The organism is Arthrobacter sp. BPSS-3 (genome assembly GCF_044628475.1).
In the GTDB taxonomy this organism is placed as follows: Bacteria; Actinomycetota; Actinomycetes; order Actinomycetales; family Micrococcaceae; genus Arthrobacter.
Map to the genome: position 1 here is coordinate 48,664 of NZ_JBIMMV010000006.1, position 20,151 is coordinate 68,814.

At 69.8% G+C, this 20,151-nt stretch carries 18 protein-coding genes, 1 tRNA gene and 1 other RNA gene; 9 read left to right on the forward strand and 11 right to left on the reverse strand.

Features of this window, described 5'->3' with window-relative positions; all coding sequences use genetic code 11:
- Window positions 1-58 precede the first annotated feature (58 nt).
- Together ACFVY3_RS10745 and ACFVY3_RS10750 are read left to right on the forward strand one after the other, a co-directional pair.
- A complete protein-coding gene (locus ACFVY3_RS10745; RefSeq protein WP_400159697.1) occupies window positions 59-3,214 on the forward strand; it encodes a PAS domain S-box protein in 3,156 nt (1,051 codons plus the stop codon).
- On the forward strand, window positions 3,211-4,158 hold the full coding sequence (locus ACFVY3_RS10750; RefSeq protein WP_400159698.1) for a diguanylate cyclase: 948 nt from the start codon (window positions 3,211-3,213) through the stop codon (window positions 4,156-4,158). The genes ACFVY3_RS10745 and ACFVY3_RS10750 overlap by 4 nt, the downstream gene beginning before the upstream one ends.
- A 57-nt stretch (window positions 4,159-4,215) precedes the next feature.
- Here the strand turns inward: ACFVY3_RS10750 and ACFVY3_RS10755 are convergent, their stop codons facing one another.
- Window positions 4,216-4,389: a CsbD family protein gene (locus ACFVY3_RS10755; RefSeq protein ID WP_290256743.1), complete on the reverse strand. Its 174-nt coding sequence runs from the start codon at window positions 4,387-4,389 to the stop codon at window positions 4,216-4,218.
- A 336-nt stretch (window positions 4,390-4,725) separates the two neighbouring features.
- Here ACFVY3_RS10755 and ACFVY3_RS10760 point away from each other — a divergent pair, with 336 nt between their 5' ends.
- Together ACFVY3_RS10760 and ACFVY3_RS10765 are read left to right on the forward strand one after the other, a co-directional pair.
- Complete coding sequence (locus tag ACFVY3_RS10760) at window positions 4,726-4,911, forward strand: hypothetical protein (RefSeq protein WP_400159699.1); 186 nt, start codon at window positions 4,726-4,728, stop codon at window positions 4,909-4,911.
- A gap of 359 nt (window positions 4,912-5,270) precedes the next feature.
- Entirely contained in the window at window positions 5,271-8,441 is a 3,171-nt protein-coding gene (locus ACFVY3_RS10765; RefSeq protein ID WP_400159826.1) for a S8 family serine peptidase, read from the forward strand.
- Between the two features lie 175 nt (window positions 8,442-8,616).
- On the opposite strand, the gene ACFVY3_RS10770 is transcribed toward ACFVY3_RS10765, so the two are convergent.
- From ACFVY3_RS10770 to ACFVY3_RS10785, 4 genes are read right to left on the reverse strand one after another with little or no spacing between them, the layout of a single operon-like run.
- Window positions 8,617-9,027: a serine protease inhibitor gene (locus tag ACFVY3_RS10770; RefSeq protein WP_364136408.1), complete on the reverse strand. Its 411-nt coding sequence runs from the start codon at window positions 9,025-9,027 to the stop codon at window positions 8,617-8,619.
- The gene (locus ACFVY3_RS10775) at window positions 9,024-9,983 is read right to left on the reverse strand and encodes a 3-methyladenine DNA glycosylase (RefSeq protein WP_400159827.1); all 960 of its coding nucleotides are present in this window, start codon (window positions 9,981-9,983) and stop codon (window positions 9,024-9,026) included. The genes ACFVY3_RS10770 and ACFVY3_RS10775 overlap by 4 nt, the downstream gene beginning before the upstream one ends.
- Entirely contained in the window at window positions 9,976-10,569 is a 594-nt protein-coding gene (locus ACFVY3_RS10780) for a serine protease inhibitor (protein ID WP_400159700.1), read from the reverse strand. Before ACFVY3_RS10780 ends, ACFVY3_RS10775 begins: the two co-directional genes overlap by 8 nt.
- 28 nt (window positions 10,570-10,597) lie before the next feature.
- Window positions 10,598-11,059, reverse strand: coding sequence for a MarR family winged helix-turn-helix transcriptional regulator (locus ACFVY3_RS10785; RefSeq protein ID WP_400159701.1), 462 nt, complete (start codon window positions 11,057-11,059; stop codon window positions 10,598-10,600).
- Between the two features lie 80 nt (window positions 11,060-11,139).
- Here ACFVY3_RS10785 and ACFVY3_RS10790 point away from each other — a divergent pair, with 80 nt between their 5' ends.
- Together ACFVY3_RS10790 and ACFVY3_RS10795 are read left to right on the forward strand one after the other, a co-directional pair.
- The gene (locus tag ACFVY3_RS10790; protein ID WP_290256738.1) at window positions 11,140-11,364 is read left to right on the forward strand and encodes a hypothetical protein; all 225 of its coding nucleotides are present in this window, start codon (window positions 11,140-11,142) and stop codon (window positions 11,362-11,364) included.
- A gap of 139 nt (window positions 11,365-11,503) precedes the next feature.
- Window positions 11,504-11,737 carry a hypothetical protein gene (locus tag ACFVY3_RS10795; RefSeq protein ID WP_377972707.1) on the forward strand — a complete coding sequence of 78 codons (234 nt, stop codon included), beginning with the start codon at window positions 11,504-11,506 and terminating at the stop codon, window positions 11,735-11,737.
- A gap of 68 nt (window positions 11,738-11,805) precedes the next feature.
- On the opposite strand, the gene ACFVY3_RS10800 is transcribed toward ACFVY3_RS10795, so the two are convergent.
- Together ACFVY3_RS10800 and ACFVY3_RS10805 are read right to left on the reverse strand one after the other, a co-directional pair.
- Window positions 11,806-13,164: an aspartate kinase gene (locus ACFVY3_RS10800; RefSeq protein ID WP_400159702.1), complete on the reverse strand. Its 1,359-nt coding sequence runs from the start codon at window positions 13,162-13,164 to the stop codon at window positions 11,806-11,808.
- 111 nt (window positions 13,165-13,275) lie between these two features.
- Window positions 13,276-13,866: a GNAT family N-acetyltransferase gene (locus ACFVY3_RS10805; protein ID WP_400159703.1), complete on the reverse strand. Its 591-nt coding sequence runs from the start codon at window positions 13,864-13,866 to the stop codon at window positions 13,276-13,278.
- A 100-nt stretch (window positions 13,867-13,966) separates the two neighbouring features.
- Between ACFVY3_RS10805 and ACFVY3_RS10810 the strand changes: the two genes are divergently transcribed.
- Together ACFVY3_RS10810 and ACFVY3_RS10815 are read left to right on the forward strand one after the other, a co-directional pair.
- Window positions 13,967-14,347 (forward strand): VOC family protein, encoded by a 381-nt coding sequence (locus tag ACFVY3_RS10810; protein WP_400159704.1) that lies wholly within the window; start codon window positions 13,967-13,969, stop codon window positions 14,345-14,347.
- 106 nt (window positions 14,348-14,453) lie between these two features.
- Window positions 14,454-14,777 (forward strand): hypothetical protein, encoded by a 324-nt coding sequence (locus ACFVY3_RS10815; protein ID WP_400159705.1) that lies wholly within the window; start codon window positions 14,454-14,456, stop codon window positions 14,775-14,777.
- A gap of 213 nt (window positions 14,778-14,990) precedes the next feature.
- Here the strand turns inward: ACFVY3_RS10815 and recR are convergent, their stop codons facing one another.
- The 3 genes from recR to ffs all read right to left on the reverse strand — a co-directional run bounded on the left by recR (window position 14,991) and on the right by ffs (window position 18,867).
- Complete coding sequence (gene recR / locus ACFVY3_RS10820; protein ID WP_028272227.1) at window positions 14,991-15,590, reverse strand: recombination mediator RecR; 600 nt, start codon at window positions 15,588-15,590, stop codon at window positions 14,991-14,993.
- A gap of 48 nt (window positions 15,591-15,638) precedes the next feature.
- The gene (locus tag ACFVY3_RS10825) at window positions 15,639-18,743 is read right to left on the reverse strand and encodes a DNA polymerase III subunit gamma and tau (protein ID WP_400159706.1); all 3,105 of its coding nucleotides are present in this window, start codon (window positions 18,741-18,743) and stop codon (window positions 15,639-15,641) included.
- A gap of 27 nt (window positions 18,744-18,770) precedes the next feature.
- An RNA gene (gene ffs, locus ACFVY3_RS10830) (signal recognition particle sRNA small type) lies at window positions 18,771-18,867 on the reverse strand.
- Between the two features lie 135 nt (window positions 18,868-19,002).
- Between ffs and ACFVY3_RS10835 the strand changes: the two genes are divergently transcribed.
- A tRNA-Ser gene (locus ACFVY3_RS10835) sits at window positions 19,003-19,087 on the forward strand.
- A gap of 55 nt (window positions 19,088-19,142) precedes the next feature.
- On the opposite strand, the gene ACFVY3_RS10840 is transcribed toward ACFVY3_RS10835, so the two are convergent.
- Entirely contained in the window at window positions 19,143-20,054 is a 912-nt protein-coding gene (locus ACFVY3_RS10840) for an oxygenase MpaB family protein (RefSeq protein WP_400159707.1), read from the reverse strand.
- Window positions 20,055-20,151: the final 97 nt, after the last annotated feature.

A 20,151-nucleotide genomic window follows, 5' to 3' on the forward strand; every position in this document is an offset into this window, starting at 1 on the left:
TATCTTTGGCTGATACGGCTATGGGGCCGGTGGGGCTGAAGCGATTGATGGGACGGGAATGGCCGAAGTGGAAGGTGCCGGACACGTTTACCGCGCCCTGGTGGAGGGCTCGCCGGAAGCCGTCCTGAGGATCGACGGCGCGGGAGTCCTCGTCTTCATGAACGCCGAAGCGGAACGGCTCTTCGGCTACCCGCGGGAGGAGCTGCTGGGCTCACACTTCGGCGTGCTGCTGCCCAAGCGCTTCCGGGATGAGCTGGCGGGAGCCATCGCCGGGCTGTCCGCCGCCGGCGACATCTGCCGCCTGGGACCCGGCCAGGCCGTTTCCGGTCTTCACCGGGACGGCACCGAGTTCCCGATCGAGGTCAGCGCGGCCCATCTGGGAAGCGGCCCCGCCCCCGACGTGATCGTCAACGTCCGCGACGTCAGCGAGCGGCGCCACACCGAAAACCAGCTCCGCGACACCCTCTCGCTGCTGGCCGCCACCCTGGAGTCGACGGCGGACGGGATCCTGGTGGTCACCTCCGACGGGACCATCGCAGGGCTGAACGAACAGTTCGGGAAGCTCTGGGGCATTCCGCCGGAGCTGCTGAACTCCCACGACGACGGCCAGGTCATGGCATTCGTCCTGAACCAGCTCTCGGACCCCGGCAGCTTCCTGGACAAGGTTCAGGAGCTCTATTCCGATCCCGGCGCCGAGAGCCTCGACATCCTGGACTTCAAGGACGGGCGGACCTTCGAGCGCTACTCCCGTCCCCAGCGGGTCGGGTCCGACATTGTCGGGCGCGTCTGGAGCTTCCGGGACGTCACGGCCCGGCGCCGGGCCGAGGATCAGGCCCGGGCGGCGATCACCCAGCTCAAGGGCTTGGGCGCGATCGTGAACTCCTCGGCAGACGCCATCGTGGGCATGACCCCCGACGGCGTCATCACCAGCTGGAACGCGGGCGCCGAAAAGCTGTACGGCTACACCGCCGAGGAAGCGTCCGGCCGCAACGCGCGGTTCCTGATCCCGGAGCCGCTGCGCGCGGAGGAGGAGGAGTTGCTGGCCGGGGTCCGCCGGTTCGGCACCCCGAAGAGCTTCGAGGCCGAGCGGGTGCGCAAGGACGGCAGCATCGTCCCGGTTTCGGTGACCATCTCGCCGATCCGCACCGAGGGCGGCGCCGTCACCGGCGTGGCCAAAATCGTCCGCGACATCACCAGCCAGCGGCATGCCGCCGCGGAGCTCCTGGCCGCCCGGGAGGCCGCCCTGGAATCGAGCCGGCTGAAATCGGAATTCCTCGCCACCATGAGCCACGAAATCCGCACGCCCATGAACGGGGTGATCGGATTGACCGCCCTCCTGCTGGACACGCCGCTGGACGAGACCCAGCGGCGCTACGCCGAGGGGGTCCGCGGCGCCGGCGAGTCCCTCCTGGCCCTCATCAACGACATCCTGGATTTCTCCAAGCTGGAGGCGGGGAAGGTCGAACTCGACGTCGGCCCCTTTGACCCGCGGGGCCTGGTCGAGGAGGTTGCCGGGCTGCTCAGCGAGGCTGCCCGCGGCAAGGGCCTGGAACTCATCGCCTACTGCCAGCCGGAACTGCCCGCCCGCCTCTCCGGGGATCAGGGCCGGATCCGGCAGATCCTGCTGAACCTCGCCTCCAATGCCGTGAAATTCACCTCCACCGGCGAGGTGTCCATCCACGCGGAAACCACCGGGAAATGCGAGGGCGGCCGGTGCCTGGTCAGGTTCGAGGTACGGGACACGGGGATCGGCGTCGCGCCGGAGGACCATGACCGGCTCTTCGAGTCGTTTTCCCAGGGGGACTCCTCCACCACCCGTCGTTACGGCGGGACGGGCCTGGGCCTGGCGATCTCCCGCCGCCTCACGGAGGCGATGGAGGGAGAGATCGGGCTGGAGAGTGTCCAGGGGGAGGGCAGCACCTTCTGGTTTGAGATTCCCTTGGAACAGGCGGACGACGACGGCGGCGACGGACTGTCGGCGGGCGCCACGCTCGCCGGGCTGCGGGTGCTGGTCGTCGACGACAACGCCACCAACAGGCTGGTGCTGGAGTCCCAGCTCCGGTCCTGGAAGATGGCGCCGGATTCCGCCGGCAGCGCCCGCGACGCCCTTGACCGGTGCGCAGAGGCCCGCAGCGCCGGGATGCCCTTCGACGTCGTCGTCCTCGACCTGTGCATGCCGGAGGTCAGCGGGCTCGACCTGGCCCGGATGATCACCGCCGATCCCGGCCTCTCCGGCACGTCCCTGATCATGCTCTCCTCCGACCCCCAGGTGGACCCGGCCGACCTCGCCGCGGCGGGCGTCGGCGAGTGGCTGACCAAACCGGTGCGGAGCTCGGAGTTCTACAACCGGCTGGTCCGGCTGCGCGCCGGAAGCGCACCCCGGGTGCCCGAACGGCCTTCCCCGGTGCCGGAGCCGGCAGGCAAGGCCGCCCGCGGCCGGGTGCTGGTGGTCGAGGACAACACCGTCAACCAGCTCGTGGCCCGGGAAATGGTGGGCAAGCTCGGCTATGACGTGGATGTGGTCTCCGACGGCAGGGAAGCGGTGGCTGCCGTCGCGGCCGGCTCCTACGCGGCGGTGCTCATGGACTGCCACATGCCGGTGATGGACGGTTACGCGGCGACGCGGACCATCCGGGGCGCCGGGGAGGCTGACGGCCTGCCGATCATCGCGATGACCGCGGGTGCCATGGACGAGGACCGCGAACGCTGCCTCGCCGCCGGGATGGACGACTTCCTCACGAAGCCCGTGGACCTGGCCGCATTGGAGGCGGCACTGGAGCGCTGGGTGGCGCTGCCGCCGTCCGACGCCGCCGAACCGCCCGGCCCGGCGGTGCCGGACCCGGTAGTGCTAGACCCGGCAGTGCCGCCCGCCCTGGACGAGGCCCGGTTGACCGTGCTCCGCCAACTGGGACCGCAGGACGGCCTCGGGCTCCTCCCGGCCGCCGCCGAAGCCTTCCTCGACGACGTCCCCTCAACCCTGAAGGAACTCCGCCACGCCATGACCACCACCCCGGACCGCGCTGCCGTCAGGATCGTGGCGCACAAGCTCCGCGGCTCCGCCGGGAACATAGGCGCCGCCGTGGCGGCGTCGCTGTGCGCGGAACTCGAGGCCACCGGGGGAGGAACCGAGGGGCTGGAGCTCCTGGACCGCCTCGGTGCCGAACTCGACCGGGTGGACGCCGCCCTCCGGCGTGCCCTGGCAGGTGAAGCGTGAAGGTCCTGGTGGTCGACGACGACAGGGGGTCCCTGATGGTGGCCGCCGCGGCCGTCGAGCAGGCCGGGCATGAGTGCATCACCGCCCCCGACGGCGACACTGCCTGGGCGCTCTACCAGAAGCACCGCCCCCACGTGGTGGTCACGGACCGAAACATGCCCGGGCTCGACGGGCTCAGCCTGTGCCGGGCCATCCGCGACTCGGAACGCGACTCCTACACCTACGTGGTGCTGCTGACGTCCCGCGGGGACCGCGACGACGTGCTGGCCGGGATGGCAGCCGGCGCGGACGACTACGTCACCAAGCCGCTGGACCCGTTCACCCTGCATACGCGGCTGCTCGCCGCGGACCGGGTGACCTCCCTGCACGCTGAACTCGCCGGGTACCGCAACGCCCTCGCGGCCCAGGCGCGGACCGACGCGCTGACCGGGCTGCACAACAGGCTCAAGCTCACCGAGGACCTGGAGCGGCTGGAGAGCCGGGCCGAACGGTACGGCGAGGAGTACTGCCTGGCCCTCTGCGACGTGGACAATTTCAAGAGTTACAACGACCTGTACGGGCATCCGGCGGGCGACGCCGCGCTCGCCGCCGTGGGTGCGGCGTTGGCCGGGCATGCGCGGCAGAGCGACGGCGCGTACCGGTACGGCGGTGAGGAATTCGTGGTCCTGCTGCCGCACCAGTCGCCCGCCGCGGCGGCGGTGGTGATGGAACGGGTCCGGCAAGCGGTCCAGGAGCTGGGGATCGTCCACGCGGGCGACCCGTCCGGCGGATTGACCATCAGCATCGGCATCGCCGGCAGCGGACGCGGCGGAGCTGGCGACAACGACGGGGGTGCCCGGGTCCTCGAGGACGCGGACACCGCCCTCTACTCGGCGAAGGCCAACGGGCGGAACACCGTCGCGCTGGCCGAGGCACCCCGGGAAGCCGTCGCGGACCAGGCATGAAAAAACCGGGAGGCGTCCCCCAAGGACGCCTCCCGGTTTACTGCAGTGGTGCGCTGGTTAGCCCTTGAACGCGTCCTTGACGTTTTCGCCGGCCTTCTTCACCGAGGCCTTCGCCTGGTCGGCCTGGCCCTCGGCCTCGAGCTCTTCGTTGTGGGTGGCCTTGCCCACCGTTTCCTTCAGCTTTCCGCCTGCGGATTCAGCTGCGTTCTGGATCTTGTCTCCGATACCCATGATGTACACCTTCCTTGTTCGTTGCTGCGGTTACGTACTTCTGTGCATTCACCCCGGCGGGGGAATTCTGTGTGCAGACCTACTTAGCGGCGCGCAGGGGGCTGTGTGCCCCCGCGGCGGCCCAGCCGTCCCCTGAGCCAGCCGGCCAGCGCCGTGTCAACTGCTGCAATGATCTTGTTGCGCATGGTTCTCTCTTCCGTGGTCGGGAGAGCGCCGGAGTGAATCGCTCTACATGGGTAAAGACGCGCCCCGGCGGCGGATCGTCACGGTCCGGTCCTGACTTTTTTGGAGAAAATTTGCCGTGACCTTGACGGGGCCCATCAGTAGGATGAGCGCATGGCTCAGAATCCCAGGTCCGTGGTCCTTCCCGTGGTCGCCGCCGCCGTCTTTGCGGGCCTCGGCCGGATGGTCCTGCAGAAGGTCCTGGCCGACCGTGCCGCCCGCGAGACGAATGTTGCCGGGCCGCTGGATGAGAAGACCAGGGCCTGGATCAGCGATGTTGTGCGGACGCCCCGCCAGTAGCGGATCGGACCACCCCAAGACCCTCCGCGGAGGGCACAAAGGGACTGCAAGTACCGGAATCCGGACGGTCACAGACCGCCCGGCTTCCGCGCGCCCCGACCGCGACAAGAGTTGTCGAATCGTTTGACCAAAGTTAATTCGTTACCTGTGGTCTATGTCATATCCGGCTCTCAGTCTGTACTGTGTGAAACGGCTGGTATCCGCCGGGCCGCATGTGACAAGAGTTGCTCCAGCGCCCGTTCCAGACCACAGTCCCCGGCCTCCGCGCCGGGACCGTTCCTTCTGAAAGGTTCAAAACACTCGTGAAATCACCAGGAAAGAGCTTCCTTCGAAGCGGGGGACTCCGGAGGGCCGCGGCACTGACCCTGGGCTTGCCGGTTCTCCTCTCAACCGTTGCCATCGCGCCCGCCACCGCGGCCACGGCACAAGGCGCCACCGTCGCCGGCGTCGCCCAGAAGAATCTGGACCCGGCCAACTACCCGGACGGCCGCTACATCGTCATGCTGGCCGAGCAGCCGGCGGCCAGCTACGAGGGTTCCACTCCCGGCCTGCCAGCCACCAAGCCCGCGCCGGGCAAGAAGCTTGACCCCAGCAAGGGCGAAGTCAAGAACTACCGCGCACACCTGGAGCAGAAGCAGGCCGAGGTCGCCGGCAAGCAGAACGTCAAGATGGGCCGTCAGTTCTCTGCTGCGGTCAACGGCTTCAGCGCCAAGCTGACCACGGACCAGGCGATCAAGCTCGCCAAGGACCCCAGCGTCCTGGCGGTGGCTCCGGACACGGAGAACGCCCCGGACTACTCCACCACCGACTTCCTCAAGCTCAGTGGTCCCAACGGCACCTGGAACACCACCTTCGGTGGCCAGGACGGCGCCGGCAAGGGCGTCGTCGTCGGCGTCATCGACACCGGGTACACCCCGGACAGTGCCTTCTTCGCCGGCGACCCGGTCAAGCCGCTCTCCGGCGCCCCCGTGGTCGGCGTCCCGTACCGCGCGGCGGATGGCAAGATTGCCATGCTCAAGGCCGACGGCGAGACGTTCACCAGCGACTGCCAGAAGGGCGTCGACTCCGGTGCATCCTTCGACGGCACCGCCTGCAACTCCAAGGTCCTCGGCGCGCACTACTTCGCGGACGACTTCCTTAGCTACGTGGCCCCGGGTGACCGGTCGCCGCTGGAGCAGCTCTCCCCGGTTGACGTGGCCAGCCACGGTACCCACACCGCCAGCACCGCGGCCGGCAACGCAAACGTCGAATCCTTCGTGGACGGCCGCAGCTTCGGCCTGACCAGCGGCATCGCCCCGGCTGCCAAGCTCTCCATCTACAAGGTCTGCTGGGAAGACACCGATCCCAACACCGGCGGCTGCTACAGCTCCTCCTCCGTCGCCGCCGTCGAGCAGGCCATCGAGGACGGCGTCGACGTCCTGAACTACTCCATCTCCGGTTCCGCGACGTCCGTCATCGACCCGGTCTCCATCGCGTTCCTGAACGCGTCGGCCAGCGGCATCTTCGTCGCCGCCTCCGCCGGCAACTCCGGCCCCACCGCCAGCACCGTCAACCACGGCGCCCCCTGGGTGACCACCGTGGCGGCCAGCAGCTTCTCCCAGGAACTGCAAGGCACGGTCGAGTTCGGTGACGGCAGCAAGTTCCGCGGAGCCAGCATCATGAACCGCGAGGTCAAGGACGCCGGAGTCGTGCTGGCAGCCAACGCCGCAGCGGCCAACGCACCCTCCTCGCCGGCCCTCTGCGGCCCCAACACGCTGGACGGGACCAAGGTCGCCGGCAAGGTCGTCGTCTGTGACCGCGGCGTCGTGGACCGCGTCGCCAAGAGCGCCGAGGTTGCCCGAGCCGGCGGCGTCGGCATGATCCTGGTCAACCTCACCAACTCCTCCCTGGACGCGGACCAGCACGCGGTGCCCACGGTGCACGTGAACCCGCCCGCCACCCAGACCATCAAGGACAAGGTCGCGGCCAACCCGGGCATCAAGGTCTCACTGGTCAACAAGGACACCACCGGCCTGCCCCTGGAGGCGCAGCCGCAGATCGCCGGGTTCTCCTCCCGCGGACCGCTGCTGGCCACCGACTCGGACCTGCTGAAGCCTGACGTCACCGCCCCCGGCGTTGCCGTCCTGGCCGGCGTCTCGCCGATCGGTGAAAACGGTGCCAAGTTCGGCTTCATGTCCGGTACCTCGATGGCTTCCCCGCACGTGGCCGGCTTCGGCGCGCTGCTGCTGGGCAAGAACCCCACCTGGTCCCCAGCCGCGGTGAAGTCCGCCATGATGACCACCACCTCCGACGTCAAGCTCGCCGACGGCACCAAGAACACCGACGTCTTCGCCACCGGCGCGGGCGAGGTGGACCCGGCCCGCATGGTCGACCCGGGCCTGGTGTACGACGCGAACACCCAGGACTACCTGAAGTTCATCCAGGGCACCGGCGTGGACCTGGGCCTGAAGTCCAGCACCAAGGCTCGTGACATGAACGTCCCGTCCTTCGCCCTGGGCAACCTCACCGGGAAGATCGAGGTCACCCGCACGGTCACCGCCCTGACCCCGGGTGTCTACAGGGCCAGCGTCAACGTCCCCGGCATCAAGGTCAGCGTGGCTCCGGCGGCGCTGAACTTCAAGGCGGCCGGCGAACAGCGCACCTTCAAGGTCACCTTCGAGAACCAGGGTGCCCCGCTGGGCCAGTTCGCCATGGGCTCGCTGTCCTGGCAGGGCGCCGGCAAGACCGTCACCTCGCCGATCTCGGTCCGCCCGCAGTCCGTGGTGGCCCCGAAGGACGTCACCCTGACCACCAACCAGGGCACCGGCTCCGGTGACATCAAGGTGGTCTCCGGCACGAACAACCCGACCAACATGACGCTGGACGGCCTTTCCAAGGCCGACGCCACCGCCATCTCGCTGGTTCCGGGTCCGTTCACCGCCACGGCCGACGCCTCGACGTACATCAAGACCGTCCAGGTTCCGGCCGGCGTGCCGCTGGCGAAGTTCTCCGTGATCTCCTCCGATCCGGGCGCCGACTTCGACATGTACGTGGTGACCCCGCGCGGCGTGGAGCAGGTTGCGACCTCGTCCTCCAGCGAGACCCTCTCCATCCCCAACCCCGCAGCCGGTAAGTACACGATTTACGCGAACCTGTACGCCAGCCCGGGCGGCAAGGCCACCAAGGCTTCGGTTGAGGCGGCGGTGCTCGGCGCCAACGTGGGCAACGCCTCCGTCTCGCCGAACCCGCTGAAGCTGACCAACGGCAAGGCCGGCAAGGTCACGCTGAACTGGAAGGGCCTCGCGGCCGGTTCGTACATCGGCCGGATCACCTTCGAAGGTTCCAGCGACCCGACCTTCGTCACCGTCATGGTGAGCCCCGACGGCACCACCGCCGTGGCCCCCACCGCCGAGGACCAGGCCAGCAACACCGGCCCGGGCGACGAGGCGGGCACCGGCGACGCGGCCCAACTGGAGAAGGGCGCCCAGGTCAAGAAAGAACAGGCCAAGGTGGTCCCGCAGGATCCGGACAGCCCCAACAACGCTATCTAGCGGTAGCGCGTAACACCTGAACACAGCAGTGGCCTGCGGTCTTACCGCCGGCCACTGCTGTGTTCTCCTGCTGTTTGTTCAGTGTGCCTTGGCGCCTTGGCGCGTTGGGGCCTTGGCGCGTTGGGGCCCAGGGCTCGGCGCCGGGCGCCCGTGCGCCGGTCCGCCCCTGCGGCGCTTAGACCGCGCCGGTGGAACCGGCCGTCCCGCCCAGGAGCGGGGCCATGGACTTCCACCGGGAGATCTCGCAGCCGTCGGTCCGGCTGAAGCGGGCCTCGACGCCGCGGCCCCGGTACGTGCCGGTGACCACCGCGACCTGCGGGCCGCCGTACTGCTGGGTGCAGAGCTTCGGCGGCCCGGGCACGGGGAAAAAGATGGCCTCGCCGTGCTGCCGGACGGCTGCCAGCGCGGCGGCGGCGTCGGGGAGCGTGGATTCAGGGCCGGGCTCCTGGCCGTCCGCGACCAGCCGGAACACGTACTCCGGGCCGCCCGGCGCCTCGGTCAGCGTGATGGTGAGGTCCACCTCGGGATTCGTGGTCCGGTCGTGGGGTGAAGCTGCCGGCTCGCCGGCGCCATTGGTGGCGGTCATGGCGTTCCTTCCTGGGCTGCGGTGCGGGGCTGCTGGCGGGCGGCGGCCGTGAGCAGCGGGTCGAGTTCCTGCAGCAGACGGCCCCGCAACTCCTGGGCGGCGTCCGCGAAGCCGCGCTGCCGGTCCACATAGTCGGCCTTGCCCTCGGCGGTTTCGATCCTGATGGGCGGGTAGCCCCACTCGCTGAGGTCGTAGGGGGAGGCCTGCATGTCCATGGCCCGGATCTGCCAGGAGAGTTCGAAGCAGTCCATCACCAGTTCGCTCGGCAGCACGGGCGCCAGCTTGTAGGCCCACTTGTAGAGGTCCATGTTGGCGTGCAGGCAGCCGGGCTGTTCGAGGTCCCGCTGGTTTTCCCGGCTCGGCGAGAGGCTGTTCAGCGGCACGGCATCCGGGGTGTAGAACCGGAAGGCGTCAAAGTGCGAGCAGCGGATCCTGATCTCCTCCACCACCTGGTCCGTGCCCGCGGATCCCAGCCGCAGGGTGAGGTATTCGTGGCGGAGCGCAAACTTGTCCTGGCGGTAGACCATGGCCCATTCGTGCAGGCCGAAGCAGCCGAACTGTGCCGGCCGGGCCGCCGTGCCGGCCAGGATGATCCCGGCGAACTGCACCGCCTCGCGCCGTTCGGCCAGGAAGCGCTCGACGTCGACGGTCACCGCCGGGACGCCGTCGGGCACGCCCGCGGCGGCGCGTTCGGCGTCGTCGGCCGCGCGGTAGTACTTCCAGTCGGTGCGCGCGGCGGCGGCTGGGCCGGAGAGCACGACGCCGGCGCCCGGGTGCCAGCGCAGCAGTTGTCCGGGTTTCTGGGTGTAGTAGGTGAAGAGGAAGTCTTCCACCGGGTGCTTGCGTCCGGCCGACCGCCGTGCCAGGTAGGGGTCGGCGTAGGTCCGGACGCGTTCCTGGTGGGCGGCCTCCCGCCGGGTCCACTGTTCGTCTGTCAGGTGCTGCAGTTTAGCCAGCCCCGCCGCTCGAGCCCAGAACGTCCTTGGCGGCGTTCCATTGGGCGATTTCGCAGCCGTCGCGCAGGCTGAAGGTGGCTTCGACCGGCCGGTCGTCCACCGAGCCGGTGACCGTGGCCTCCTGCGGGCCGCCGTACTGCTGGGTGCAGGCCTTGTCCGTGGGCCGCGGCGCAGGACTGAGCAGGGCGGCGTTGGCCTTCAGGGCGGCGCAGGCGGCAGTGGCGGAGGGGTGCTGGCTTTCCGCCGCGGGGACGCCGTCGCGGCAGACCAGGGTGTAATTGGCCGGCTGGCCGCTGCCGCCGGGCTTGACCATGATGGAGAGCTCGGCGTTGCCGGCGCCCGGCCCGGCCGTGGGTGCCGCGGCCGAGGGGGACGGTGCCGCCGCGGTGGTCTCGGCGTCCGCGGACGGGGTGCCGCTGGTGCCGCTTGAGGGTGTGCCGGAGGAACTGCCGGCGGAGCTGGAGCCGGCGGGGGACGAGCCTGTCGGGCCGGGGCCGCCGGGGCCGCCGGGGGCGCCCGGCGAACAGGCGGCCAGGGCAGTGGCAGTGGCCGCGATCAGCAGCACGTGCATCAGGGGTTTGCGCATGGCGGACCTCCTCGGGTTGGTGTCCAGTCTATCGCCGGGTGGCCGCGATCAGCCGGGTCATGGCGGCATGGAGTTCGGCCACCTGGTCCCGGCTCAGTCCCAGCCGGGCCATCATGGTGCCGGGAATCGCCGTCGCGTCCCGGCGGAGGGCCGCGCCGGCCGGGGTGAGTCCGACGGCGAGGCTGCGTTCGTTGCCTTCGGCCCGTTCCCGGGTCACGTAGCCCACGGCCTCGAGCCGGCGCAGCAGCGGGGAGACCGTAGCCGGGTCCAGGTCCAGGGCGCCGCTGATCTCGCGGACGGTGCGCGGGCTGGATTCCCAGAGGGTCAACATCACCAGGTACTGCGGGTGAGTGAGGTGCAGCTTGTCCAGGACGGGTTTGTAGGCGGCCACCACGTTGCGCGAGGCGACGGTGAGGGCGAAGCAGAGCTGGTGTTCCAGCAGCAGGTCTTCGTCGATGAAGTCGGGGCTGGCGGTGGCGCTGTCGGTCATGGAACTCCTCGGGGCGCAAGACGATTAGTGCACTAATCATTAGCGTACACTGGTGGCATATCCGTTGCGAAGGAGTGGTGATGGCGAAGGAATCCGCCGCCGAGCGTTTCATGCGGGCAACCGGGAAGTTGCGGGCCGTGTTCGGTCCCGCCAGCCGCGGCTCGCTGGGTCACGACATGACCGAGCAGAACCGCCGGCTGCTGGCCCAGCGGGAGGCAGAGACCCGGCAGTGGGAGACCGTCCGCCGCCCCGACGGCAGCACCTACGTGGTGCCGCGGGACCCCGGGGACAAATCGCTCCGCTAGGCGGGAAGCCCCGGCTCATTTCCCTCCGTCGGGCGTAAAATTGAGGCACCGGCGGCCCCGGCCCGCTCGCAGGAAACGACGTCCCGGCCGGCGCGCCGTCCTTCCGCTCATCCTGTCAGCAGGGGAGGAGGTGGAAACCATGGCACATGCACTGCGCAGGGCCGCCCACAGCAGCCGGCTGCACCCGTCCACCTGGGTGCGGTTCGTCTTCGGCCCGGCCTCACGCGGAGACTACGCCGCCCCGGTGGTGCACCGGCACGACGACTTCGAACTCGCCTCCGAGCAGGAGCTCGCCGGCTTCGAGATTGAGACGGATGCGGCGGGGCATCACTACGCCGTCCGCCGCGAAGACCTTCCCAAGGAACAGGTCTGACCCGCTGTTCAAACGCGAAAGGGAGCGGCAGGCTGCCGCTCCCTTTCGTATGTCCCGCGTGAAGTGCCTTAACGTCCGGTGCCGCCGTAGACCGTCGCCTCGTCCTCGCTGTCGAGGTCGAAGGCCTTGTGGATGGCCCGCACGGCGTCATCGAGCAGGTCCGCGTGGGTGACCACGGAGATGCGGATCTCGGAGGTCGAGATCATGTTGATGTTGATCCCGGCCTCGGACAGGGCGGCGAAGAACCGCGCCGAGACGCCCGGGTGGGAGCGCATGCCCGCGCCGATCAGCGAGAGCTTGCCGATCTTTTCGTTGTATTCGATGTTCTCGAAGCCGATCTCGGCCTGGGCGGCGCGCAGGGCGGCCAGGGCGTCGGCGCCCTCGACGATCGGCAGGGTGAAGGAGATGTCCGTCCGGCCGGTCCCGTGGGTGGAGACGTTCTGGACGATCATGTCGATGTTCGAGTGCGCATCCGCGATGACCTGGAAGATCGCCGCCGCCTTGCCGGGGATGTCCGGGACGCCGACGACGGTGACCTTGGCCTCGGAACGGTCGTGTGCAACGCCGGAGATGATTGGCTGCTCCAAGGCAACTCCCTCTTGAATCGTGATCTTGTCGTCGGCGCTGGGCAGCACCCAGGTGCCTTCGTGCTGGCTGAATGAGGAGCGGACGTGCAGTGGGACGCCGAAACGGCGGGCGTACTCCACGCACCGCAGGTGCAGGATCTTGGCCCCGGAAGCGGCGAGTTCCAGCATTTCCTCGCTGGAGATGCTGTCGATCTTCCGGGCGGAAGGGACCACGCGCGGGTCGGCGGTGTAGATGCCGTCAACGTCGGTGAAGATCTCGCAGACGTCGGCGTCGAGGGCGGCCGCCAGGGCCACCGCCGTCGTGTCCGAGCCGCCCCGGCCCAGGGTGGTGATCTCGTTCGTGGTGCGGCTCATGCCCTGGAAGCCGGCGACGATCGCGATGTGCCCCTTGTCCAGCGCCGTACGGATCCGGTGTGGGTCGACGTCGATGATCCGGGCCTTGCCGTGGATGCCGTCGGTGATCATGCCGGCCTGGGAACCGGTGAAGGACTGGGCGGAGGCGCCGTATTTGTTGATCGCCATGGCCAGGAGGGCCATCGAGATGCGTTCGCCGGCGGAGAGCAGCATGTCCATTTCGCGGGCCGGGGCGGAGTCGGTCACCTGGGCGGCCAGGTCGAGGAGTTCGTCCGTGGTGTCACCCATGGCGGAGACGACGACGACGACCTCGTCGCCGGCGTTGTGCGCGTCGACGACGCGGCGGGCGACCCGCTTGATGCCATCGGCATCGGCCACCGAGGAGCCGCCGAACTTCTTCACGACGAGGTGTTTGGTGGCGCCCGGGATAACCGGCAGCCCCTGCGGCTGCGGTCCGGGGTGGACTTCGGTAGTGGGCAGACTCATGCGCGCACCCTCACTGGATCATCGGGGTTCTGGGTGAAGCAGCCAAACGGCGCGACCGAGTGGTGCGACGGCTGCTTCAGCCCAAGTTTATCGCCGCGGCCGGTCCGGCGTTCAATTGTGACCGGCGGGCGGACCCGCCGCCGGTGGCCGGTCCAGCCGGTAGCGCCAATAGTGGAGGCCCTTCCCGGCGCGGTCCTGGGTCGCCGTGAAGTAGTGGTCCGGGACGAATCCCAGCGTCTCAAGCAGCCTGCGGGAGGGGAGGTTGGGTTCGTAGACGCCGGCGAGGACCGTGCCGACGCCCCGGTCTTCGAACAGCCAGCGCACCAGGGCGCCCGCCGCCTCCCGCCCATAGCCGTGGCCGTGGTGGTCAGGGTGGATCAGGTAGCCGAGGGCGGCGGCGCCGGCCGGGATGGGTCCGGGGGCGGGCGGCGCTTCGGCGGTCCAGGTCCGGGCATCGCCGATCACCTCGCCGGTGGCGCGCAGGACCACGGCCCAGCAGAGGTCGAAGTGTTCCGGGGTGGAGGCCTCGGCCCGGGACAGCATGGTGTGCAACCGGGTGGAGTTCTCGGCGGGACCCAGCGGGGCGTGCGAGAGATACCGGGTGACCTCCGCGTTGCCGCGGAACCGCAGCAGGGCGGCCTCGTCCCCGGCCGTCAGGGGCCGGAGAGTCAGCCGTTCGGTGGGGATGGGGTCCGGGATCATTGTCCGGAACTCTACCGCCCGGCCTGCCGCCGGTCTGTTCCGGCCGGCGGCAGGGGTGCAATACTGGCCCGAAAGTCGGAACCGCACTGTGGGGGTTGCTATGAGCCAGAGGCCAGCGTTGAGATTGTCCGGCGTCGTGCTTGACGCCCCCGATGCCCGCGAGTTGGCGGACTTCTACCGCCGCCTCCTGGGCTGGGAGCTGGGGCAGGATGAGCCCGAATGGGTCACGCTGGTCTCCCCGGACGGCGGCGCGGGGCTCTCATTCCAGAGCGACGCCGGGTACGCGCCGCCGGTCTGGCCCGCCGGGCCCGGGGCGCAACAGATGATGATGCACCTGGACATCGCCGTCGCGGATCTGGCCGAGGCCTCCGCCCATGCCCAAGAGGCGGGCGCGACGCTGGCCGACTTCCAGCCGCAGGACGACGTGCGGGTGCATCTTGACCCGGCCGGACATCCGTTCTGCCTCTTCCTTGACGTCTGAGCCGCAGCCGACACCGACGGTGCGGCCTTCACGGAAGGCGCTGAGCAGGTGGGGTCGGAAACACCCGTACCTCGGTGCGTTGATCGGCCTGGTGGTGATAGCCATCGTGAGCACCTCCGCCTGGCTGGCCCTTTCCGGGCGGGAACCAGGACCCGTCATCTTTAGCGGCCTTTCAAATGTTGTCGTGTATTGGCTGATCACCGTGGTCTATCTGCGCGCGACGCGGAAGGAGCGAAAGGAACTCGCCGGGAAGGGACAACTGCGCGCCTTTCTTCGCTACCCGGATTCTCTGCCGGGTTCCCTGAGCGGTATCTGGAATCCCGGCATCGTCACCCCCACCGAGGGAGCGCTGCGGTTCCAACCCGCCGCCTACGAGACCCGTGAATCGTCCGGGCGCTCGACGAACTTCACGGTCGCGGACGTCTCTTAGCGCTGGACGATCACCGGCAAGGACCGGAAGTACCTGCCGGCGTCGGCCGGCTACGAAGCGGTCACCCTGGCCACCGATAAGGGGAGGGTGGAGCTCGCGGCGAGTCCGGAGTCGCTGGACCTGTTGGCAGTGATCCGCCCGCCCATCGGACAGGACGATCCCGGGCCGCGCGTTCACTGAGCCGGGCGCCTCCCTTTCCGGTCCTGCTTCGGGCTAGCTGAGGGCGTTGCGGCGGCCCTCGAAGGCGCGGCCCAGGGTGACCTCGTCGGCGTATTCGAGGTCGCCGCCCACGGGCAGGCCGGAGGCCAGACGGGTGACAGTGATACCGATGGATTTCAGCATCCGCGCCAGATAGGTGGCCGTCGCCTCGCCCTCCAGGTTGGGGTCCGTGGCGATGATGATCTCCTGGATCGCGCCGTCGTTGAGCCGCGTCAGCAGCTCTCGGATCCGCAACTGTTCCGGGCCTACCCCGGCGATCGGATTGATGGCGCCGCCCAGCACGTGGTACCGGCCCCGGAAGGAACGGGTGCGTTCGACGGCGAGGACATCCTTGGACTCTTCCACGACGCAGATGACCGACGGATCACGCCTCGGGTCACGGCAGATGTTGCACAGCTCCTGTTCGGTGACGTTGCCGCAGACCGTGCAGAACTTCACGCGTTCCTTCACCGTGGTGATCGCCTCGACCAGCCGCTTCATGTCCTGCGGGTCGGCCTCGAGGATGTGGAAGGCCAGGCGCTGGGCGGATTTCGGCCCGACGCCGGGTAGCCTGCCGAGCTCATCGATCAGCTCCTGGACTGCACCTTCGTACACAATTTCCTCGTTCGTTGGGGGTGGCGCCGCTCAGGGGCGCCGGGAGGGTTAGAAGCGCGGGGCGAGTGGGCTGCCGTCGAGGGAGCGCTCCTCAAGCAGCTTGCCGCCCAGGATGCGTTCGACGGCGGCGCGGCCGAAGACCCCCGATTCCTCGATGGTTTCATCGTCGGCGCTGGGGATGTCCTGCTCATAGGTGGCGGCGGCCGCGACGGCCCGGGCGGGCGCCTTGGCGCGTCCGGCCTCCGCCTCCGGGCTGTTCGACAGGCGCTGGTACAGGCTCTGCCGTCCGCCGGCAGGCGCACCGACGGGCGCAGGGGCCGTTACCGGGGGTGCCGCCGTGAGGACGGCCGAGCCGCCGGTCGCCGCGGCTTCCTGAGGCGCGGCGTGCGGGAGGCTCCCGGGGGCTGGGGCCGCCGGCGCAGGGGTGCTTTGCCGCGCAGGGGGCTGCGCCGTCGCGGGTTCGTAGCGGCGCGGCTCCGGCTCGGTGACGTGGGGTTCGGGTTCCGCGGATGCTGCGGGCCCTGCCACGACGTCCCGTCCCACGTTCAGCTCGGTGCCGACGGTCCAGACGCCCGGGGACTGTTCGACGGCGCGGGCCCAGGGATCCTGGGCCGGATCGGGCTTGGCCGTTCCCGTAGCTGCACCAGCGTCCGCGGTCGGGGTGGGGGCTGCAACGGGGGTGCGCTCGGCGGCCGGCGCCCGGCCGGGTGCCGGGTTGCCGGCGCGCACGGGCGTCGGGGTGGTCTGGACAGAGCCTGACGGCGACGGAGTCCAGTCCATCGGCGGCTCTTCATACAGCGGGGGAGCGTCCTCGTCGCGGGGCGGGCCCCAGTCGTCATCCGGGTCCGCGTACGAGCCGCCCCAGCCCTGGTCCGTGGGCGCCGGGGCGGAAGCGGACGCCGGCACGGGGGCGGCGGGTGTCGCGGGAGTCGATGCGGCTGAAGGTGCCGCGGCGGATGCCTCCGGCGAAGCGGCGCTGCGGTTCGCCGCGGGTGCAGCCGGAGCGGACTGAGAGGGAGCGGACTGGACCGGTGCGGACTGAGAGTGCGCAGACTGCGCTGGAGCGGACGGAGCCGGCGCAGCAACGGCGGCTTCTGCCGTCACAGGCGCTGCGGCGGCGGGCACCGGGGCAGCATCGCGTGGGGTTGCGGAGGCCGTCGCGGGCGCGGTGGCCGGGGCGGCCGCGGGGGCGAGGCCCCACGCTACATCGGCCGAGCTGGGGGCAGCAGCCTCGGGCTCAGTAGGCGCTTTTGGGTTTGGCTCAGAGCTCGCTGGGCTCTTGGACCCGCCGGCGACCGCGGTGATCTGGCAGTCGATGCCAATCGTCTTGTGGATCGCCTGGCGGAGGTTTTCGGCGTGGTCTCCGCGGCCGAAGGCCCCAGCCAGCCCGGCGGTGCTGAAGAGCAGCGTCAGGACGTGGCCCTCGACATGGCCCACCTGGGCGTTCGGTTCCACCAGGGCCCAGGTGCTCCGCTTGATCTTGGTCAGGGTCTGCAGGATTTCCGGCCAGGCGCGGCGCAGCACCTCCACATCGGGGCCCGAACCGGAGCCGGGTCCGGAAGCGGCGGGAGCGGCAGCCGGGGCGGCCTCGGCGGGCCGGGTGGCCCCCGGCGCGGCCGTCCCGGCGCGCGCGGGAGCCGGGGTAGCTGCAGGTGTTGGCGCGGGAGCCGACGCCGGTGCAGGAGCCTGCGCCGGAGCCGCGGCGTTGTCGGCGCCGTCGTGGGCGGAATCCGCAGCGGCTGCCTGGCTCGGGGCCGGGGACTGGCGCGGCGGCTCGGCCGATACTGCCGAAGCAGGCACGGGAGCGGCCGACTGGGCGGCGGCGGGAGGCACAGCCTGGGTCGGGGCTGCCGGTTCCGGTGCCCGAACTGCGGGGGCCTGACTTTCAGCAGGTGCCTGGGCCGCGGGCGCCACTGCGGGAGCGGCAGCAGCCGGGGGTGCCGCGGCGGCGGGCACTGCTGCCGGGACGCCGCCGTCGGATCCGGCGTAGTTGAGGCGCCGCTCCACGCGGTCGATCCGGGCGGCGATGCCACGTTCGGTCTGCTCCGCGCTGGGCAGCAGGATGCGGGCGCACAGCAGTTCAAGGTGCAGCCGCGGGGAGGTGGCGCCGGTCATCTCGGTGAGCGCCGTGTTGGTCACGTCCGCCGCGCGGGAGAGCTCGGCCGCGCCGAGGTTGTGCGCCTGGCTCTGCATCCGGGCGATCTGGTCCGCCGGCATGCCCCGAAGGATGGACTGGGCGCTCTCCGGCATCGCCTGGACGATGATGAGGTCGCGGAAGCGCTCCAGCAGGTCCTCGACGAAGCGGCGGGGGTCGTGGCCGGTCTGGATCACGCGGTCCACGGCGCGGAACACCGTGGCCGCGTCTGCGGCGGCCACGGCCTCGACGACGTCGTCCAGCAGCGAGGCGTGCGTGTACCCCAGCAGGGCCACGGCCAGCTCGTAGTCCAGGCCATTGGGCCCGGCACCGGCCATCAGCTGGTCGAGGACCGAGAGCGAGTCACGCACCGAGCCGCCGCCGGCGCGGATCACGAGCGAAAGGACGCCCGGCGCCACCGGGACGTTCTCCTGCTGGCAGAGCTGCTCCAGGTACGCCATCAGGGGCTCCGGTGGAACCAAGCGGAACGGGTAGTGGTGGGTGCGGGACCGGATGGTGCCGATCACCTTGTCCGGCTCGGTGGTGGCGAAGATGAACTTGATGTGTTCCGGCGGCTCCTCGACGATCTTCAGCAGCGCATTGAACCCTGCCGAGGTGACCATGTGGGCCTCGTCGATGATGAAGATTTTGTAGCGGTCCCGGACCGGCGCGTAGGTGGCCCGTTCACGCAGGTCGCGGGCGTCGTCCACGCCGCCGTGGCTCGCCGCGTCGATCTCGATGACGTCCAGGGAACCCGCGCCGCCGCGGGCCAGTTCCACGCAGCTGGGGCACACGCCGCAGGGGGTGTCGGTGGGGCCTTCGGCGCAGTTCAGGCAGCGGGCCAGGATGCGGGCGGAGGTGGTTTTGCCGCAGCCGCGCGGGCCCGAGAAGAGGTATGCGTGGTTGACGCGGTTCTTGCGCAACGCCGTCATCAGGGGGTCGGTGACGTGCTCCTGCCCGATGACATCCGCGAACGAATCAGGCCGGTAGCGGCGGTACAGGGCGGTAGTTACGGTCACGCTTAAACCCTACCAATCGGCACAGACATAAAAGACCCCTCATGCACCCGCCAGAGCCCGTTTACCCTTGCTACCTTCCGGTCCTGGGGGAGTTCAACAGGATGACGCCACATGAGGGGCCGTCGACTACTTTACCCGAGATCCCGGCCTGCCCCGAATTCGCTCCCAGGCAGGGGCCATTCACGCCCATCGGCACCCCGATTGGTCGACGGGCGGAAGTTCGGGTAGTCTAGTATCTGCTTTTGATTCAGAAGCAACTGGAGAATTCGCCTAGCGGCCTATGGCGCACGCCTGGAACGCGTGTTGGGTTAACGCCCTCGGGGGTTCAAATCCCCCATTCTCCGCGGTTGGCCCCGGTCCTATGGACCGGGGCCTTTTTGCGTCCTGGCTCCGGACCCGTCAGGCCCGGAATCCGAGGCGGCGGAGCCGTGAGCGGGCGGCCAGTTCGCTCGGACCCGTCCGGCCGAGGGCCAGATGGACGACGCCGAGGGTGGCGCGGGTGATCAGCTTCACCGGCAGCGGCAGGGGCCCCAGCCGGGCGGGCCGAAGTCCGAGCAGCTCGCGGTACTCCGGTTCCAGGCTGGCCACCCCGGCGGCGAACAGCACGCGGTAGCCCGGCCGGAGGATTGGGTGCAGGGGAGGGTGGCGGATGAAATGCACGGTTTCGGCAACCATCGGCCCGGTGGCGAGCGTCCCGCCGTCGTACCAGTCGCGGAGCTCACGGCGCATCTGCCCGGCACTGACCGGGGGCGACTCAACCCCCATCAGTTCCCCGGCCTGAGCCCATTCGCGGACGTAGGCGTCCGGGCCGCCGGGAATCGCGGACCCGAACATGGTGTGCGCCGTGAGGAAGGCATCGGTGAAGGCGATGTGGATCCAGCGCAGCAGTTCCGGGTCGCTGGCCGCGTAGGACTTCAACTCTCCGGCGGCGTCCCGGTAGTCGCCGCGGACCGGTTCGTGCAGGCGCTGCACCCAGGCCGTGGCCTCTTTCGCCGCCGTCGTTGACCCGTAGGTGACGGTGAAGATCCAGCGGATGGTGCGGGCCAGGCGCCCCAGCGGGTCCTCGCGGAAGTGTGAATGCTCGTGGACGCCGGTCAGGGCGCCGGGGTGGAGTGACTGCATCAGCAGTGCCCGGATCCCGGCCACGATTGCTGGCATGCCGCCGTGCACCGTCCAGACCGCCGAGCCTGGCAGGTGGTAGCCGGCGTCGTCGCCCTCCTCGAGACGGGCCACCCAGGGCGGCGCCACGTCTCGTGACCCGGTGAAGGTATGCCGGAGTTCGGCCTGGAAATTCTGCAGCATAGTGCGCATGGTCCATTCTGCGCCCGGATCCCGCCCTGCGGTACTTGGTGTCCGGCCCGCGACTACTGAGGTGCTACCCGAGTTTCAGAAAGGGTAGTTCGGACGG